Annotated in this window: 17 protein-coding genes; 16 read left to right on the top strand and 1 reads right to left on the bottom strand. The window is 46.3% G+C overall.

Features of this window, described 5'->3' with window-relative positions:
* Nucleotides 1-760: 760 nt before the first annotated feature.
* Nucleotides 761-1,720 carry a magnesium/cobalt transporter CorA gene (gene corA / locus CA598_RS12160; RefSeq protein ID WP_094876653.1) on the top strand — a complete coding sequence of 320 codons (960 nt, stop codon included), beginning with the start codon at nucleotides 761-763 and terminating at the stop codon, nucleotides 1,718-1,720.
* Nucleotides 1,721-1,737: 17 nt separating this feature from the next.
* Here the strand turns inward: corA and CA598_RS12155 are convergent, their stop codons facing one another.
* Complete coding sequence (locus tag CA598_RS12155; protein WP_094876652.1) at nucleotides 1,738-2,307, bottom strand: hypothetical protein; 570 nt, start codon at nucleotides 2,305-2,307, stop codon at nucleotides 1,738-1,740.
* Nucleotides 2,308-2,737: 430 nt separating this feature from the next.
* Here CA598_RS12155 and CA598_RS12150 point away from each other — a divergent pair, with 430 nt between their 5' ends.
* The 15 genes from CA598_RS12150 (at nucleotide 2,738) to CA598_RS12085 (ending at nucleotide 18,608) form a co-directional block, all read left to right on the top strand.
* Nucleotides 2,738-3,028, top strand: coding sequence for a YerC/YecD family TrpR-related protein (locus CA598_RS12150; protein ID WP_019913624.1), 291 nt, complete (start codon nucleotides 2,738-2,740; stop codon nucleotides 3,026-3,028).
* Nucleotides 3,029-3,031: 3 nt separating this feature from the next.
* On the top strand, nucleotides 3,032-3,802 hold the full coding sequence (locus tag CA598_RS12145; protein WP_094876651.1) for a sirohydrochlorin chelatase: 771 nt from the start codon (nucleotides 3,032-3,034) through the stop codon (nucleotides 3,800-3,802).
* Between the two features lie 227 nt (nucleotides 3,803-4,029).
* The gene (locus CA598_RS12140; protein WP_094874080.1) at nucleotides 4,030-4,920 is read left to right on the top strand and encodes a diacylglycerol kinase; all 891 of its coding nucleotides are present in this window, start codon (nucleotides 4,030-4,032) and stop codon (nucleotides 4,918-4,920) included.
* A 142-nt stretch (nucleotides 4,921-5,062) separates the two neighbouring features.
* Nucleotides 5,063-6,607: a 23S rRNA (uracil(1939)-C(5))-methyltransferase RlmD gene (gene rlmD, locus CA598_RS12135; protein ID WP_094876650.1), complete on the top strand. Its 1,545-nt coding sequence runs from the start codon at nucleotides 5,063-5,065 to the stop codon at nucleotides 6,605-6,607.
* Nucleotides 6,608-6,979: 372 nt separating this feature from the next.
* Nucleotides 6,980-7,378, top strand: a complete 399-nt coding sequence (merR, locus tag CA598_RS12130; RefSeq protein ID WP_094876649.1) for a mercury resistance transcriptional regulator MerR — start codon at nucleotides 6,980-6,982, stop codon at nucleotides 7,376-7,378.
* 21 nt (nucleotides 7,379-7,399) lie between these two features.
* Nucleotides 7,400-9,040: a mercury(II) reductase gene (gene merA, locus CA598_RS12125; RefSeq protein ID WP_094876648.1), complete on the top strand. Its 1,641-nt coding sequence runs from the start codon at nucleotides 7,400-7,402 to the stop codon at nucleotides 9,038-9,040.
* A 344-nt stretch (nucleotides 9,041-9,384) separates the two neighbouring features.
* On the top strand, nucleotides 9,385-10,212 hold the full coding sequence (locus tag CA598_RS12120; protein WP_094876647.1) for a ParA family protein: 828 nt from the start codon (nucleotides 9,385-9,387) through the stop codon (nucleotides 10,210-10,212).
* Entirely contained in the window at nucleotides 10,160-11,104 is a 945-nt protein-coding gene (locus CA598_RS12115) for a ParB/RepB/Spo0J family partition protein (RefSeq protein ID WP_445671390.1), read from the top strand. Before CA598_RS12120 ends, CA598_RS12115 begins: the two co-directional genes overlap by 53 nt.
* A 76-nt stretch (nucleotides 11,105-11,180) precedes the next feature.
* On the top strand, nucleotides 11,181-11,354 hold the full coding sequence (locus tag CA598_RS32270) for a hypothetical protein (protein WP_179283652.1): 174 nt from the start codon (nucleotides 11,181-11,183) through the stop codon (nucleotides 11,352-11,354).
* A 2-nt stretch (nucleotides 11,355-11,356) separates the two neighbouring features.
* Nucleotides 11,357-11,968 (top strand): hypothetical protein, encoded by a 612-nt coding sequence (locus tag CA598_RS12110; protein ID WP_094876646.1) that lies wholly within the window; start codon nucleotides 11,357-11,359, stop codon nucleotides 11,966-11,968.
* A 46-nt stretch (nucleotides 11,969-12,014) separates the two neighbouring features.
* Entirely contained in the window at nucleotides 12,015-13,115 is a 1,101-nt protein-coding gene (locus tag CA598_RS12105; protein ID WP_094876645.1) for an SAF domain-containing protein, read from the top strand.
* 54 nt (nucleotides 13,116-13,169) lie between these two features.
* Nucleotides 13,170-13,835 (top strand): hypothetical protein, encoded by a 666-nt coding sequence (locus CA598_RS12100; protein ID WP_256990475.1) that lies wholly within the window; start codon nucleotides 13,170-13,172, stop codon nucleotides 13,833-13,835.
* Nucleotides 13,836-13,853: 18 nt separating this feature from the next.
* Complete coding sequence (locus tag CA598_RS12095; protein WP_094876643.1) at nucleotides 13,854-14,684, top strand: hypothetical protein; 831 nt, start codon at nucleotides 13,854-13,856, stop codon at nucleotides 14,682-14,684.
* Nucleotides 14,681-16,549, top strand: a complete 1,869-nt coding sequence (locus CA598_RS12090) for a P-loop NTPase family protein (RefSeq protein ID WP_094876642.1) — start codon at nucleotides 14,681-14,683, stop codon at nucleotides 16,547-16,549. Before CA598_RS12095 ends, CA598_RS12090 begins: the two co-directional genes overlap by 4 nt.
* The gene (locus CA598_RS12085) at nucleotides 16,539-18,608 is read left to right on the top strand and encodes a hypothetical protein (RefSeq protein ID WP_094876641.1); all 2,070 of its coding nucleotides are present in this window, start codon (nucleotides 16,539-16,541) and stop codon (nucleotides 18,606-18,608) included. The genes CA598_RS12090 and CA598_RS12085 overlap by 11 nt, the downstream gene beginning before the upstream one ends.
* Nucleotides 18,609-18,628 lie beyond the last annotated feature (20 nt).

Here is an 18,628-nt window from a genome sequence, read left to right as displayed (position 1 = left end):
GAGTAGAAAGCAGGGCATAAATGCTTCGGATTAGCAGAGTCTAACTTATACAGATGAGAGTGTTTAAAGATAGGGTAAGGTGTATTTGAGCGGATGTCTGACGTAGCTTTTTGTGCATCTGTCGAATTTAAGCGGCGGGTTAGAATTTAAACTAACTAATCATTAAACAATCACTCGATACGATTTGACTAAGTTCGGTGACAACCCAACCCTATTTTTTTATCCATCCTTTCCTCACCATCTGAGAAGCATCGTTATATACACTATGAGCCGACTGATCAAAGGCGAGAAGAAGAAGATGAATGACACTTATTAATAAGTGATTAGATCTTTTACCTATAAACCATAAATAGGATCAAAGTGGAAACTGAGATACAAAAATAAGTGTGCGCGAGGCCATAATCAGATATCCGACAAAGTTAAGCCGGTGTAGTTAAGCCCGAATAATTAGTGTTAAACCTCAGTACTCCTTACAACCAAACGTTTCGTAAAATGGCGGTAATTCACGATAGCTTAGCTATTGTTGCGATTATGGCACTGGCATTGGTAGCTGGTAGAGGAGAGAAATGAGATCGCAGGAACAATTGGAAGGGTATTAGAAAAAAATGAACCTAGGAACAAAAGGAAGGAATGGGACACTAAAGAGTAATGGAACCTCAGAGCTACGATTCTCCGGCTGAGATTTTTTTGTTATTTTTGGAAGACTCCTCTTCTTACGGTACAATAGATGCGTGGAAGAAGATGAAGCGGAGGAACATTTATGATACGTACACTTGCGGTGACGCATACAGGTGAGGTGCTGACAGACATACCTTTGCAGGATATCCGGCGGGAGGATTATGCATGGATATGGGCAGACTTTGCTACACCTACGGCAGAGGAGACGCTGCTGTTGGATCACTACTTTCATTTTCACCCTTTGGCGATTGAGGACTGTATGCATGTACTACAGCGGCCGAAGCTGGATCATTATGAGGAAGTACAGTTTTTTGTGCTGCATGCGCTGAATGAAGAGACGCTGGATGCTGAAGAGATAGACCTTTTTTTGAGCGCAAATTACCTCGTGTCCTATCATCATCAGGAAAAAACAGAGATGAATGAAGCTTGGGAACAAGTGAAGCGTGAAATACATAGTCGTAAAGGCTGGTCAGGTGGTCCGATGGCGGCTGCATATACAGTAATGGACAAGCTGGTAGATAAGTATTTTCCGTGCCTATACAGTTTAGAAGACGAGCTTGCGGATCTGGAGAGCAATGGCAGCAGTGAGTCGGTGGAGGATTTGATGAGCCAAGTGTTTGGTTTGCGCGGAAGGCTGCTCAAGATGCGGCGGACGATTGTGCCAATGCGCGATTTGATGTACCGGATTTTGAATTCGCAGCATGTCCAGAGCAACGGCGAGGAACGGATTTATTTTGGCGATATCTATGACCATTTGTTAAAACTGTCCGATATGATTGAGGCGGATCGAGAAATGACTGCGGACCTACGTGATAGCTACATTTCTCTTAACTCCAACCGGATGAATTCGATCATGAAAACACTAACAGTAATCACTACCGTATTCATGCCGCTGACGCTGATTGCCGGAATTTATGGGATGAATTTCGTGGTGATGCCTGAGCTCGAATGGAAGTATGGATATTTTGGCGTTCTGCTATTTATGCTGGTGGTGGGTGTTAGTATGTTCAGATGGTTCCGGCGTAGTGGATGGTTTAAGTGAAAAATAAAACGTCACCGCTATTTGCGGCGACGTTTTCCTGTAGAGGGAGTAGAGCGCCGGCGTGTGGTTGTAGTAGATTTGCGGCGGGTCGAGGTGGAACGTCTTTTTTTGCGTCGGTTAGGGCTGTACAGCGCTGCATCCTCTTCGGCAGCTAGTGCACCTGAGGAGCCTTTGTTTTTGCCGAAGTTACCCATAAAAAGCTTAACCATCGGAGCCATCTGCTGGAAGCCGGACATCACCTTCTGCACCTTACCCATGGAGTTTACGATCCCGTCAATACCGCCCATTCGGTCGATGATACCTTTGATTTGCTCCATATTCCCACCGATTCCGCCACCGCCGCCTAAACCGCCCAAGCCGCTAAGCAATCCGGCAAGCCCGCCGCTTGCCTTAGTCGTAGCTTCAGCAGCAGGAAGCGCTAGCGCAGTTTCGGTGGCTGCTTCTGCTCCTAAAGCGGGAAGGATTCCGCTCTCTCCTGGGGGGGATGAAGGCGCATATGGACTGAGCCCGGGGTAAGCAGATGCATTATAAGTATCGGTCAATGAACGCTGGTTCCGGCGGGAATGATTATAGTAATGATCAGGCATAATATCACATTCCTTTGTTAGTGGTCTGCTATACTGTATGTCATGGGCGAACATACGGTATAGACGAATGCCCGGGTTACCCGTGATAGGAGCGGAAAAGGGCGAATGCCTATAATCGTCCTTAAGAAGTGAAAAAAGCGTGTACAAGCTTGATTTTCGGCGCTTATGTAGTACTATAGTGTAGGTGCTATTTCTTATGCAGGAAGAAATAAACGCGGTTGGGTACATATTGAGTGTGCGCCATGGGTGGACGTTTGTCCATCGATTTCACTCTTTACAGCGTGAAATCGTTAATGCTTGAAAAATGCGCTCCAGTGCAATATAGTAAAGGCAGGATAGTCGCATGAGGTTTATGTTTCCGGAGCTAGTTTTGTACGGAGCTTAATTAGAGAAACTAATGCTGATAGAACTTTTAGGGGATGAAAAGCTGATGCAACTTAAGAAGTTGAATGATAAAAGTATCGACCAATTATTTGAAGCTATTTTAACGTTGAAAAATATGGAAGAATGTTATGTGTTCTTTGATGATCTGTGCACTGTGAACGAGATTCAATCGTTGTCGCAGCGACTGGAAGTAGCGCGTATGCTTGGCAAAGGCTCCACCTACAACCAGATCGAAGCAGAGACGGGTGCAAGCACAGCTACGATTTCCCGTGTAAAACGTTGCCTGAACTACGGTAATGACGGTTATAAATTAACGCTGGAACGTTTGGGACGTTAATTTATGGTACCGGGCGTACTTATTATCAGTCACGGCTCTCGCGACGAGGCTTGGGTATCGATTGTAGAGGAAGCCGTAAGCGGATTGTCGCTAGGTGAAAAGATTCCTGTTGTGGTCTCTTTTTTAGAGCTGGTAGAGGGCCGTCTGATTCAAGATGGAATAAATGAGCTGGAACACGCAGGGGTCACAGATATTATTGTGATCCCATTGTTCGTTTCCTCAGGAAGTACACATGTCGATGAGATAGAATATGCACTAGGCGCCAAACCTGAGCCTGAACGTGAGACGGATTTAGCGCTGTTCTCAGTGAAGGCTAAAGTTCACTATGGTTATCCTATCGACGATGATCCGGACATCGCTGTAATGATTTGGGACAAGCTACGTGAGCTGTCTACGGAACCGAAGCTAGAGACGATTTTGCTTGTGGGGCATGGCAGTGTATATGATGGTTTCCGGCAGCGCTGGGAGCAGGGCATATCTTCGCTGGCGGGACGTGTCCGTGAGGTGAGCGGCGTAGCGGCGGCCGACTATGCTCTGCTGAGTCCGGATAGTGTAAGAAGCAAGGTAGAGTATTGGCAGGAGCAGGGTCACGAGGTACTGGTGGCGCCGCTTTTTTTGAGTGAAGGCTATTTTACTAAGCATGTGGTTCCGGACAGACTAAAAGGGTTAACCTATAAGTATTCTGGTCAAACACTTCTTCCGCACCCCCTTCTTCCGCATTGGATGGAGAGACAGGTAGAGACACTCCTCGAACAGATTCGAATGAAACGATAAAGCACCTACCCCTGAGCACATTTAATCATAAAAAAGGGCCCAGATCCGTGGATAATACGGGATTTGCTGCATATACATATAAATATATTTTTTTGTTAAATAAAGTGTCATGAATTGCTGTATAATGGAATATTTGCATGAAAGGGCCTTTAACATTGATTGTAGTGGTCCGAATTAGGTATAATCAATTAGGTTATTCTATTATAAAAACAGGTGGCGTTCCGGTAATGAAAACTGCGAGATTGATTTATAATCCCACTTCTGGACGGGAAGAAATGAAGAAGCGGCTCGCCGATATTTTGGACCGGCTGGATATTGGTGGCATTGAAGCCACCTGCCATGCAACAACCGGAGAAGGCGATGCTATGATAGCTGCTGCAGATGCAGTAGAACGCGGTTATGACTTGATCATAGCAGCCGGTGGCGACGGCACTTTAAATGAAGTTATTAATGGTATGGCGGAGAAGCCTAATCTTCCCCCGCTCGGCGTCTTGCCGCTTGGTACTACTAATGATTTCGCACGTGCAATGGGGATCCCGAAGAACTGGGAAGATTCCTGTGATCTGATCATTCGCCAAGAGACACGTCCGATTGATATCGGCAAGGCAAATGACCGTTATTTTATTAATATAGCAGGCGGCGGTAGTCTAACCGAACTGACATATGAAGTTCCTAGTAAGCTGAAGACCATGATAGGGCAGCTTGCGTACTATCTAAAAGGTATTGAAAAAATGGTCAGCCTGTCACCTCAGGAATTAATCATTCGTGCCAATGGCCAAGAAGTTATTCATGATGAGTTCATGCTATTCCTGATTGCAAACACGAATTCTGTTGGCGGCTTTGAAAAGCTCGCTCCCGGCGCTCGGATCGATGACGGTCTGTTAGATGTCATAGCGGTTAAAAAATGCAATCTGGCAGAGTTTGTCCGTTTGGTCAGATTGGCTCTTCGCGGTGAGCATTTGAATGATAAGAAGGTTGTTTATTTCCGCACGGATGCGATGGATGTAATCTCACCAGGGCATGTCCAATTGAACTTGGACGGCGAACTGGGTGGAGAGCTGCCAGGGCGATTCCGGATTTTGCCGCAGCATTTGCGGATTTTTGCTGAGAATAACTGAGATTGATTGAAAGTAAGAGTGTGGGATTATACAGAGATGATCTTTGATCGAAGAGACTGTAAGATTTACAGTGATGGAAATGATTGAAGACATTTAATTGGGTTTATACAGCGATGATAATGAAAGAAGTGAACTATAAATAATGAGTAAACACCGCAGTGGACGCAGCACCAGCCGCCCAGTCGGCAAGGCGCCTGTCGCCGAACTGCCTGTGAATAAAAATGATGAGGTTATGCTCGATATTATCGGCATGACCCATGAAGGTGAAGGGGTAGGCCGCGTTGAAGGCTTTACCCTTTTTGTGCAGGGAGCTCTTCCCGGAGAGAAGGTCCGGGCAAAGGTGCTCAAGACCAAGAAACAGTATGGCTACGCCAAGCTGCTGAATTTAGTAGAGGCGAGCAGCGCCCGTATCGCGGCGCCTTGTGAGATCTATGATAAGTGTGGCGGCTGTCAGCTGCAGCATATGGACTATGCCGCTCAGCTGACGTGGAAACGGCAGCTGGTGGTGGACAACCTGGAGCGGATTGGAAAGCTCCGGGTGAGTGGTGGTGGCGGAGATAGCGGAAAGAGCAAAGCGAATGAAGCTGTTGAGAGTCAGATGGACCGTGCTAACGATGGTGACATCGCGGATGGCGCTGGAGTGGCTAAGACAGAGGGCATTCTCGTCCGCCCTACACTGGGCATGGACGAGCCTTGGCGTTATCGCAACAAGGCTCAGGTGCCGATCGGCGTAACAGAAGGCGGCCTTGTGGGCGGCTTTTACGCGCGGGGAAGCCACCGGATCATCGATATGGAAACATGCTTAATTCAGCATGAAGATAACGATGACGTTGTGCGCAAGGTGAAAGGCATCGGCAGAGAACTCGGCATCTCTGCTTATAATGAAGAAACCAGCCGCGGCCTGCTGCGCCATGTCGTCGTGAAAAAAGCCTTCCGCACCGGTGAAATGATGCTCGTCCTCGTAACCAACGGCCGCGACATCCCGCACCTGGACGCCTGGCTCGGGAGCATCCGCGAACAGCTGCCAGATGTAGTCAGCATCTGCCAGAACGTCAACACTCAGCGCACGAATGTCATCTTCGGGGACGAAACCCGTGTCCTGTGGGGCAGAGACGTCATCTATGACTACATCGGCGATGTACAGTTCGCAATCTCAGCGCGTTCGTTCTATCAAGTGAACCCGGCACAGACTGAGGTGCTGTACGGAAAAACCGTAGAATACGCCGGACTGACTGGCAATGAAACGGTTATCGATGCCTATTGCGGCATCGGTACGATCTCTCTCTTTTTGGCGCAGCATGCGGCTAAGGTATACGGTGTGGAGATTGTACCGGAAGCTATTGAGGATGCCCGGGCGAATGCGAAGTTGAACGAGATGAAGAATGTGGTGTTCGAGGTTGGAGCCTCTGAGGATGTCATTCCGAATTGGAAAGAGCAGGGGATTAAGGCGGATGTTATCGTGGTCGATCCACCACGTAAGGGCTGCGATCCGCGACTTTTGGAGACGATTCTTGCGATGAAGCCGGAGCGTGTGGTGTATGTGTCGTGTAATCCATCGACATTGGCAAGGGACTTGCGGGTGCTCGAAGATGGCGGGTACAGAACAGTGGAGGTAACTCCGGTGGATATGTTCCCGCATACGGTGCATGTGGAGTGCGTAATAGGAATACAACGAAACGATACGTAGAAATCCTTTGTTTTCAACACTTTGCGCGATTTATGACTTTTACGAAAGACGGCAGTGACTTCAGAAATAAGGTGCTTAAAGACAAAATCGAGGTTTCCGTCGTTTTAGACTTGGATTTGGATGTCGGGTGCGTAGATATGTTAAATTCTTTAGATTGAGTTCACTAAATTTGAATATTTTGACGGAAGAAATCCATTTATGTTGTGGCAGTTAAAGTGAACGTTAAGGGCTAATTAATTGGGTACTAAACAAACAGCAGTTATGCTGTTCAACGGGCCAGTTTATTGAAAAACAATTAATAATAAGAAAATAATATCAAATACTTGACCCTGTACCTAAGTACAGGGTGTATACTTTATTTGAGGTGAAACAATGGAACTTCTTATAAGTGAACTAGCTGAAAAATGTGGTGTGCATAAAGAAACGGTTAGATATTATGAACGGAAAAAGTTGTTACAACAGCCATCTCGAACTCATTCAGGTTACAGAGTATATTCAGAAGATGATGTTAAACGAATTAAATTTATTAAAAGACTGCAAGACCTCGGTTTTTCTTTGGGTGAAATATATAAATTGCTTGGTGTTGTTGATAATGATGAAGCTCGTTGCCGAGATATGTATGAATTTGTTTCTAAAAAAGAGGAGGAAGTTCAAAAGCACATAGAGGATCTCAAGCGAATTGAAACTATGTTACAAGATTTAAAGCAGCGATGTCCAGACAAGAAACAATTACATGCTTGTCCAATAATTGAAACATTGATTAAAGACTAACTAACCAAAGGAATGATTTGAATGAAAAAGTTTAAATTGTACATTCAAGGAATGACTTGCACAGGTTGCGAAGAACATGTGAGCGAAGCACTCGAAAAAATAGGGGCTGAAAATATTGAAGCCAGTTTTAGTCATGGAGAAGCAGTATTTGAATTGCCAGATGAGATTGGTGTTGAAAGTGCAATAAAGGCAATTCATGTAGCAAAATATCAGCCTGGAGAAATAGAAATGGTATCATCAGAAGAAAAAATGGTCTTAGGTAATGAAGGAGATTATGACCTGCTTATAATTGGTTCTGGTGGTGCTGCTTTTTCGGCTGCAATTAAAGCAATTGAGTACGGAGCAAAGGTTGCCATGATAGAGCGTGGAACGGTTGGGGGAACATGTGTAAATATTGGTTGTGTTCCATCAAAAACACTTCTTAGAGCTGGGGAAATCAATCATTTAGCAAAAATCAATTCATTTACGGGTTTACAAACAACAGCTGGAGAAGTGGAATTAGCACCTTTAATCAAGCAAAAGAATGAATTGGTGAGTGAGCTTCGAAATCAAAAATATATTGATCTAATTGATGAATATGGATTTGATTTAATTGAAGGTGAAGCGAAATTTATTGATGAAAATACGGTTAAAGTCAATGGAAAGAAATTTTCTGCAAAGCGCTATTTAATTGCAACGGGGGCTTCTCCTTCTTTACCCCCGATTTCGGGACTTGAAGAAGTGGAGTATTTAACAAGTACAACGCTACTTGAATTAAAGAAAGTACCAAAACGATTAACAGTGATTGGTTCAGGATACATTGGAATGGAGCTTGGACAACTATTTCATAATCTAGGCTCAGAAGTAACACTTATGCAGAGGAGTGAGCGACTTTTAAAAGAGTACGATCCAGAGATTTCGGAAGTAGTAGAAAAAGCCTTAGTTGAACAAGGAATAAATCTTGTAAAAGGAGCAACTTTTGAACGTGTTGAACAAGCTGGGGAAATAAAAAAGGTGCATGTGACAGTAGATGGTAAGGAAAAAGTCATTGAATCAGAGCAGTTGCTTGTTGCGACAGGAAGAAAACCGAATACGGATAAATTAAATTTACATGTTGCAGGTGTTGAAGTTGGACCTCGAAAAGAAATAAAAATCAATGACTATGCGCAAACAAGTAATGAAAAGATTTATGCAGCAGGAGATGTAACACTAGGACCTCAATTTGTGTATGTAGCAGCATATGAAGGTGGAATTGTTGCCGATAATGCGATTGGTGGGTTGAATAAAAAAATAGATTTATCTGTTGTTCCTGGTGTCACATTTACAAATCCTTCGATTGCAACGGTTGGTTTAACAGAAGAACAAGCAAAAGAAAAAGGCTATGAAGTAAAAACATCTGTCTTGCCTTTAAATGCTGTTCCAAGAGCGATAGTAAACCGTGAAACAACAGGTGTTTTCAAGCTTGTTGCCGACGCGAAAACATTAAAAATTCTTGGGGTTCATATCGTGTCAGAAAATGCAGGAGATGTGATTTATGCAGCGACATTAGCCGTTAAGTTTGGCTTAACAGTAGAGGATCTAATAGAAACCCTCGCACCATATTTAACAATGGCAGAAGGACTAAAATTAGCTGCTCTTACTTTCGATAAAGATGTATCAAAATTATCTTGTTGTGCAGGTTAAGTTTTCTCTTTTTTGGCTAAATGCAGTTAAATATAATTATTAAGTATTCAACGGGCGCGATTATTGAAATGATGAACGGGATAGCAATTCAACCATTGATAGCTCCCTTCCCTTCCCTTATCTGAAGCTCTATTCTTTAACAATGAGGTTCTGACACGTTCGCTTATTGGTCCCGGAACCTCATTTATATCCACTAATGCTTTGAATGAGAAGCTAATTTAATATACGAATATTCAAGAGAGCGTCTTTCCTGGCGCTCTCTTTTTATATAGATACTATTCAAAAAGCCGGTTGCACTGAAAATCTCAGAGCAACCGGCTTTTTGCGTGAAAGGAGAAATGTTCATGGCAAAAGTAATTGCTCTCGCTAATCAAAAGGGTGGCGTGGGCAAAACGACGACGGCAGTTAATCTAGGAATCGGTTTAGCCGCTGAGGGGAAAAAGGTATTGCTGATCGATGCGGACGCACAGGGAAACCTAACAGACGCTTTAGGTTTTAACGAGCCAGATAGCTTACCTGTATCGCTAGCTACATTGTTGAGCAAAACGATGATGGAAGAACATTGTGAATCACGCGAAGGTATTTTACATCATCATGAAGGCATTGATATTATGCCGGGCAATATTGAACTGTCAGCAGTCGAAGTCTCCCTAGTAAATACAATGAGTCGGGAGACCATTATGCGTTCTTATCTCGAATCAGTAAGGGATAATTATGACTATATCTTGATTGACTGTATGCCTAGTCTCGGTATGATGACGATCAATGCTTTAGCAGCGGCAGATAGCGTCATTATTCCAGTTCAGGCACACTACTTACCCGCCAAGGGCATGTCACAGCTTTTACAGACCGTTGCTCGTGTTCGCCGCCAAATCAACCCGAAGTTGGTACTGGATGGTGTACTGCTCACGATGGTAGACAACCGAACAAATTTTGCTAAAGACATTGCCTTTGTTCTTAGGCGTGATTACGGAGACAAGTTGCGTGTATTTCAAACGGAAATTCCCCTGTCTATTCGTGCAGCGGAAACGAGTTCCAAAGGTATGAGTATCTATTCGCATGATCCGAACGGTCGGGCAGCAAAAGCCTATGCCTCTTTTACGAAGGAGGTGAACAAACTTGGCAGCGAAAGACGACAGACGCGCCAGCATCAAGCTGACCCAAGTCGATGACTTATTTATGACAGATGCTGGTCGTGCCGATGCCCAACGGGAAAAGGTGACGGATATTCCACTATCGGAAATTAGCGAATTTCCCGATCACCCCTTTAAGGTAAATGCGGATGAAGCGATGTTGGAAATGGCGGAAAGCATCAAGCAATATGGTGTGCTTGTCCCAGGTTTGGTTCGACCAAAAGCGGATGGCGGTTATGAAATGGTAGCCGGGCATCGCCGTATGAAAGCAAGCGAATTGGCAGGTATGGAGACAATTCCTTGTATAGTCCGGGAGTTGGACGATGATCAGGCAACAATCATTATGGTAGATAGTAATTTGCAGCGGGAGCATATTTCTCCTAGTGAAAAAGCGTTCGCCTATAAGATGAAGCTAGCCGCAATGAACCGTCAGGGACAACGGACAGATTTAACTTCCGCCCAAGTTGGGCGGAAGTTAAAAGGAAGTGAATCAAGGGAAATACTTGCAGAGCAAGTTGGGGAAAGCAGAAATCAAATCTCTCGGTATATCCGTCTGACCGAACTAACGCCATCTATTCTCGAAATGGTAGACGATAAGCAAATTGCCTTTAATCCAGCCGTAGAACTATCCTACTTGGCCGAAAAAGAACAGCAGGCTTTATTTGAAACGATGCAGTCCGAGGACTGTACGCCTTCGCTGGCACAGGCGCAACGCATGAAAAAACTGAGCCAAGATGGACGACTTAACGTGGATGTCATCTTCTCGATTCTCACAGAGGAGAAGCCGAATCAGAAAGAAAAGCTTACGATCAAGGGAGAGCGGATCGACCGTTTCTTCCCACGGGACTTCACCGTGAAACAAAAGGAAGACCTCATTGTTCAACTACTCGAATCTTGGTATCGAAGACGGCAACGGGATCAGGAACGATAAGACATTACAAAGCTACACGCCAACTCTCCACAAGGGGGAGTTTTTTTATGCCTAAATTCGGAAAGGAGAAAATTCAATGGATTTTACGAGAGGAAAACGCCGTCAATATGAACGTCTGATGAAAGAAAAACCGGGCTTTTCCCGGCATCCTGAAAACTTGGATGAAGGAGAGACGTTGTTACAAGACAGGGACAAGCAAGCCGATGGCAGTCGCAAGAAACGAACCCGCAAACGGCAGTTGGAGGGATAGCGATGGAACAGGAAAAGCGAATGGCTGGCGAATACGAAGTCTATCAAGCGTTGCCCATTGGGAGGGTCGAGGTGATTTTGGGTATCGACACGATGAATACCGAGAAGCCCTATCTAGTTTGCTATTGCGACAAGAACAATTTGTTTGGCATCGATCAGTATTATGGTGCGGAGGGATATGAGGATTACTTGGTCGCCATGCAGGAATTTGCACAGCTGTTGCAATGGGAAATCGAGAAACTCCAGACCGAGCGCGCTGCGATCGCGGAGCCGATGCCTCCCATTCAACCGACCCATTGCATCCCGATCAAGGGTGAGGATGATCTCATGGGCAAGATTGTCGTCGTTCGTCCGGAATGGCTGCGGCCAGCATTTCGTACGGCAGACCATCAGTTGATTTGGGTAATGGGAGGTTTCGGGGCTTCGGGAAACTCCCGCGGACGAGCAGTCTATGCAGAAACGCTCTATTCCGGCGATGAATACCGATATAACCGTGAAGATCTGATGGGCTTTCTCAAGTCGGAGCATACTCCAGCGTGGGCTACCGAGAAGCTGGCACAACGACAATCGGAGCAAGCGCCACCGAAGCCGCGATCACGGGATGACGCGCGTTGAAAGAAGTGCGGACTTTTTTCTATATAAATGAAAGGAGAAGTGAACTATGTTATGGAGCTATCGTCACCGTAAAGCGTTGGTGATCGGAACAATCGCAATTAGCGTTTGCCTGTTGATTGCCGCATCCGTGTATCTGATGATTCAGCACATCGAACAGCAGCAACAGCACCAAAAGATGCAAGCAGCATATGAACAACAAATCGAGCAGTTCAAAATGCAAGAGAAGCAGGATCAAAGGAGCGTATGGACTACGGTTAAAACCGTTCAGGCGGGCAGTATGTTGACTGCTGATGATCTAAAGGCAGTGCCCATGCCAGTCACCATCGTTCCACCCGGCGTAATTACCGACCGGGAAGCCATTATTGGAAAGAGCGCCAAAATCGAACTGTTGCCGGGGACACCGCTGTTATCTTCCCTCCTCTATGAGGGTCAGCCGGTTCCGAAGGACTTGAGAATTAAAGAATTTCAGGTCATCCAACTTCCTTCAAACCTTAAACCTGCACAGTTTATTGATGTGCGAATTGGTTTTCCTACCGGTGAGGACTTCGTGTTGTTGTCTAAAAAGAGGGTGCGTGAGCTATCCGGGACGGTCGTTTGGTTGGAGATGAACGAATTGGATATTTTGCAAACATCCAGTGCCATCATTGATGCGTATTTGCAAGGCGCTCGCCTGTATGCGCTGCCCTATATTGAGCCAGGGTTGCAGGAAGCCGCGATTGTTAATTATCCGGCTAATCCGCTGGTACTCGATCTAATGGAAAATGATCCGAATCTACTGGAAGTTGCAAAGACAGAGCTTGCGCGTACATTGCGAGAAACATTGGATGACAATCTCAAGGCGATGAGTGAGTCGGATAAATTGCGTACAACAAGCGGCAGTGTCACGGTGCAGCAACAGTTGCAAAACGAACGCACGACTACGCAGCAAGGCAACGCCATATACGAAATGCAGTCCGTAACTGAATTGCCGCTAACATTACCTGCTATAGATGAGCAGCAACCAATTCCAACACCAGCACCGACTGATGTAGTAGAGGATGACCCTATAGTACCGCCATCGCCACCGGCGGATACGCAGCCAAGCGTTGTACCGGATGATGAGAACCAATCAGATGAGGAGAAATGGAATGATATCTTTAATCAGTAAAGGAGAGCACACATGAAAAAGATTGTTTTTTTCGGTGCGGCGGACAAGAGCCATGTGCTCTTGGTACTAGGTCGCTTGCTGACGGAACTAAATCACAAGGTGTTGTTGATTGACTCGACAATGGCTCAATCTGTACAGGGCTATTTGCCGTATGCTACATCGGGTAGTGGCATACAGGAATTTGAGGGAATGGATGTAGCCTATGGTTATATCAATGGGATGCAACTGGAACGCGGACTGACGCAGCCGCTTATTGAAACAGATTATGACATCATGCTGCTAGATACCGATCATACACAGTTTGTTGCAGGGAAGGAAATTTCCAGCTATGAGAAACGAGTATGGTGTTGGGATGGAAGGAGAACTTCCCTACACCGTAATGAAGATTTATTGCTTCGTTTGTGTCTGCACGAAGCGGCGACACCACTTTTGTTTTACCGGATGCTCTCCCCTGCCCTGATGGGTACCTTATCCGAATGGCGATTAGATACGCGCACGCGCCAACTGCAATGGGAGGAAACGGAATTTCAATTTCCGCTTGATGAGCGTGATGCCGCTGTCGATCTGGATAATCAGCATCATAGCCGTATCCAGCTTCGGGGGCTGTCGGGAGCGTATAAACAAAACCTACTGACGATGTTGCAACAGCTTTGCGAATGTGACAGCAAAGCAGCTAGAAAGGCCTGGTCGAGCGTTCGGAAACGCAACCGAATGTGGTAGAAAGGAGACTGAGTGTCTATGGGGACGACCGTTGTGTTCTGGAGTCCTGTTGCGGGACAAGCTGGAACAACGACTAATTTAATTGCCATTGCATCGTGTCTGGGTATGGAATATTCCGCCCGCGTATTGCTGCTCGGGCATGTACAAAGCGAATATGCTGCTGTTGCTCGTGCGTTCTTTACGTTATCAGTAATGGGTGAAAGGCATACGCGAGATGTGGGCATCGATGCATTGCTTCGGCTCTTGCAAAATCGAAAACTAGAGTATGGCATGTTGCGAGACTATGCCATGCCGTTGTTGCAAGATCGTCTCGACCTATTGCCCGGTTCCTTGAAGTCGGATGATTTATTTCAAGACGACTCACAAACGAGGATTATACCGCTTCTCGATATGGCAAAACGTGCGTATGATCTGATTCTCATTGACGGCGGCAGTGGTAAAGGAGCAAATAGATTATGGGAGGCAGCAGACGTGCTGGTTATTTGTTTACCACAAAATCGACTGTTGCTCGAACGTTTCTTTCGGTCATCCGAATTTGCGTTACTGCGAGAAAGAAAGACCCTGTTTGTTATCGGTCAATATGACCTTCGTTCGCGATTGTCTGCCAAAAATCTGATGCGTCAATTTCCTGATCTGCCACATGCACATCCTGTAGTTCATAATACGGGATGGCTAGATGCTGTACAATATGGCGGTGCGACCAGCTATTGGTTTCATAACCAACGACTTACGCGAACGCACGAAAACTATCTTTTCGTGCATCAAATACGACAGCTGGCACATGCATTGACGAAACGTGCAGGGGCAGACCGTCCTTTCTTTGGCAGGCAGGAGGATGGTACACGATGATGATCTGGTTGAATGTCTTTATCTTAGGAATGCTGCTGTTACTCGTGTGCTTTTTCCTCTATATGCGGATGAGTCGCCGCCTACCGGAACAAGAGCCTGCTGCGCCGCTTTATACGTTTGAAGCTATGACAGCATTCATTAAGGGGACATTGCATGAACTGACCAGCAGCCATTTGAATGATTACGGATTATCAGCAGAAGATTTTCGCCGTCGTAAAAATAAACGTGCGGAACTAAAGAAGGCATTGCGCGGTTGTACTTCCGGGGATATAAGGGATAAGGAATATGTAAAGCAAGTCATTGCAGATGTACTCGCACAACACTATGAATGGGATGACGCAAATCTGAATTTACTATTGCCATTTCATAAACCGGAGCGGTTAACCCCGCAAGATCAGTTTGATATCTTGCTTTATCTATATAAGAAGCGAGAACGACTGCATGCACTGGATAAGTTGATTCAAACATATGAACTGGATAAGCCGAAATGGGATGAGGATGGGCAATTAGAATCGTACTGCATGACAGCAGAGGATGTTCAAAGTATCTACGCCGAGGAAGCACCTCGTCTGACAACAGATGATAAAATCCAAATCATTGTACAGCGGATTTATCAGCACTACAAAGGGTACAGTGTCATTGACGAGATTCGCGATATGCGAATTGATGGTGTTTCCGGCGGCGTGTCCGGTCTGCCCCCGCTCATGTGGGAAGGGGATTGGACGTATGATGAAGAGATGCAAACGCAGGCGCTGCCTCGCTCGCACGAAAGTGTATGGCTGTTTTACAAAGGAAAGTCGATTCAGCTCCGGTTTCTATCCTTTGGTTCGGAACAGGAACTGCGGCGTGTCTGCCAAAACATCTACAAGCATAATTTTCCCGGTCAGCTTTCGGAAGCAACCGGATATAAGGTCAATGAAATGGCAGACGGCTCTCGCGTCGTCGTGTTGCGCCCTCGGTTCAGTGAATCGTGGGCTTTTTTTGTGCGCAAATTTGATGTGCAGAGCGCCACGTTGGAGCAGTTGATCCAAGATGAAGGAGCGGAGCTTCCGATCAGCCTTATTCGTTATTTGGTATCAGGTGCGCGCATTACAGCGATTACAGGCGCACAGGGCAGCGGGAAAACAACGTTGTTGATGGCGATGGTTCGTCATATTTCCGCCGTGTTGCCGATCCGAGTGCAGGAAATGAGCTTTGAACTGCAATTGCGCAAAATTTATCCGCATCGCAATATTGTCAGTCTGCGCGAAACAGAGACGATTTCAGGCCAGGAAGGGCTGGATATCCAAAAGAAAACGGATGGTTCTGTAAATATTTTGGGCGAAGTTGCGACTGATCCAGTCGCAGCTTGGATGGTGCAGATGGCGCAAGTCGCTTCCCTTTTTACGCTGTTTACCCATCATGCGAAAACGTTTCGTGACTTGGTTTTATCGCTGCGCAACTCGTTGCTTAAAACAGGTGTGTTTACAAACGAACGTATCGCGGAGCAGCAGGTAGTCAGTGTGGTCAACTTCGACATCCACCTGCGCCGCGATGTGGACGGACGGCGTTACATTGAGCGTATTACAGAGTGCGTTCCGATATCGCAGGAAACGGCGTACCCGGAAGCCTTTCGCGGAAACATGACAACGGACGATCGATTAACGGCTTTTATGGAAACCGTACTTGAATATTTTCGGCGCACCACGGATCGTCCGTTGTATGCAGCTCGCAATATCATCGAGTACCAAGACGGTCGATATGTTGCCGTTCATCCGCTATCTGACCAAAATCGGAGAGAAATGGCAGAACATCTGAGTGGTCCTGATCAAGCGGCCTTTGATGCGTTTCTCGCAGTGTATTGGGGGGATGAGCATGGATCGTGATGGGTTATCCCTGCTGCTAGGTATGGCAACCGTGTTGTTTCTAATTGCTCTCGCCGCATTTATGTGGTTGTCTCGCCGCAATACGGAAGTGGCAGCGGCGCGCCGATACGAAGCGCTGCGCCAGCCGGGAAAAACATCGCGCAGACAAATCCTGTATAGCAGGTTGCAGTGGCTATATAGCTTCTGTGAGCAAGTGCCCATCTTACGGACGTATTTGGTTCATGTCCGTAGACGACTAGCGATTTTGAGTTTGAGCGATGAATGGAAGCTGCGGTTAGAAACCATGAAATCTGTGTTATTCATCTGGGGATTATTGCTGCTGATTGCCATTCCCATTGTGCTTATGGTGCGAGACCTTTTTACATGGGGCATGCTTGGCATTGGGCTATGGGTTGGACATGGAATACTGTCGGATATGGGGGTTCATCGGCTCGAAGTACGGCTGTTACGGCAACTCCGAAACTTTATGGGAGATGTTCGGCATCAATATCATCGGCATGGGATGGTTGAAGAAGCGATTTATGACGCGGCGGACGGTGCTCCATATGAGATGACACTTCATGGGCAGGCACTCTATGAAACGTTATCCGCTAGCGATAGCGAAGAAAAGCTGGCTCAATATGTGGAACTTGCACCCAATCGCTATTTGCAAGGCATGGCGGGATTATCCCACTTGGTAAAAGAACACGGTGATCCCAAAAGCGACACGGGTTCCGTGTACCTTAAGGGATTGGAAAAATTGACAGGCGAACTCAATTTGGAATTGTTGCGCAGGGAGCGGCTTGGCTACCTTCTGCAAGGATTGTCGATCATTGCTCTGCTTCCTCTACTCGCCACACATCCGATTGAAGCTTGGGCAAGTCGTTATTTTCCAGCAATGGATACGTTTTATGGGAGTGCTTGGGGTTGGGCCATTAAAATCGCCGTGCTTGCCATCGTATGGATTTCTTACGTTTTGCTGCGTAATATCTCAGAACTGGATATGACGCATCGCCCTACCAGCCGAAGAAGATGGGAACAACGGGCGTATAACTGGCCGTGGATACGCTCACTTGTCCATCGACTTGGGCCGATGCCGGGATCAGCGGAAGCGGAGCGCGTGACCAAACTGCTTAAAGATACCGCCTCTCCACTACGACTGGAATGGTTTTATGTGCAGCGCATTACAGCCGGGTGTATTGCTTTTTTTATCGCACTAAGTCTATTTGTTGCCTTGACGGTGACAGACCGGCATCAAATCTTGTACGAACCGGTAAAACCGGGGACGATGTTTGGCCAACTGACACCAGTGGAAGAAGCAAAAGCGCATGAGATCGCTCTACTAGATCGACGCATACTTTCACAATTGAAGGAGGTGAGGCCGCGCAACGAAAATACGGTGATGGGTCTGTTACGCAAGGAAATGAATGTTCAAGATCAGGATGAGCAGCTTCGTCCAGCGGCGAGGCGTATTTTGGGCAAGCTAGCAAAACTGGAAAAACCGCTATTTGCCTGGTGGGAAGGGCTGTTGGCCATCGGGGCTGGTTGGGGCGGTTATGTGATGCCTGTCGGCATACGTTGGTTTAGACGGCATATGCGGCAAATGGAGATGAAGCATGAAGTAGACCAGTTACAAGTTGTGATTGGTATGCTGGTTGGCATGGAACGCATGTCGGTCGAACAGCTCTTGATGTGGATGGAGCAGTTCGCCCGTATCTTTCGCGAACCGTTGCAAACGTGTTTGCTTCATTTTGAACATGGTGCGGAGCAATCGCTCACGCAACTCAAGGAGGATGCGCCTTTTTTGCCGTTCATCCGAACCATTGAAAAGCTGGAACTTGCGATGCAGCATTTACCGATCAAACAGGCGTTTGATGATCTTGAATCGGAACAGGCTTTTGCCAGAGAACAGCGCAAACAAGAATATGAGCAGTTAATTGAGCAAAAAGCTGGCTGGGGTCGTCTGATCGGGTTTGCGCCCCTCATGTCGCTAATCTTTGGTTATTTAGTCATCCCGCTTGTAGTTGTGAGTCTACATCAGATGACGATGTACTATGATCAGCTTCAACGTATCCAGTAATCAGCACAGACGCTTTCCAA

The sequence above is a fragment of the Paenibacillus sp. VTT E-133291 genome, from assembly GCF_002264395.1.
Lineage (GTDB): Bacteria > Bacillota > Bacilli > Paenibacillales > Paenibacillaceae > Paenibacillus_AQ > Paenibacillus_AQ nitricinens.
This window is presented reverse-complemented; position numbering and strand designations above follow the sequence as displayed.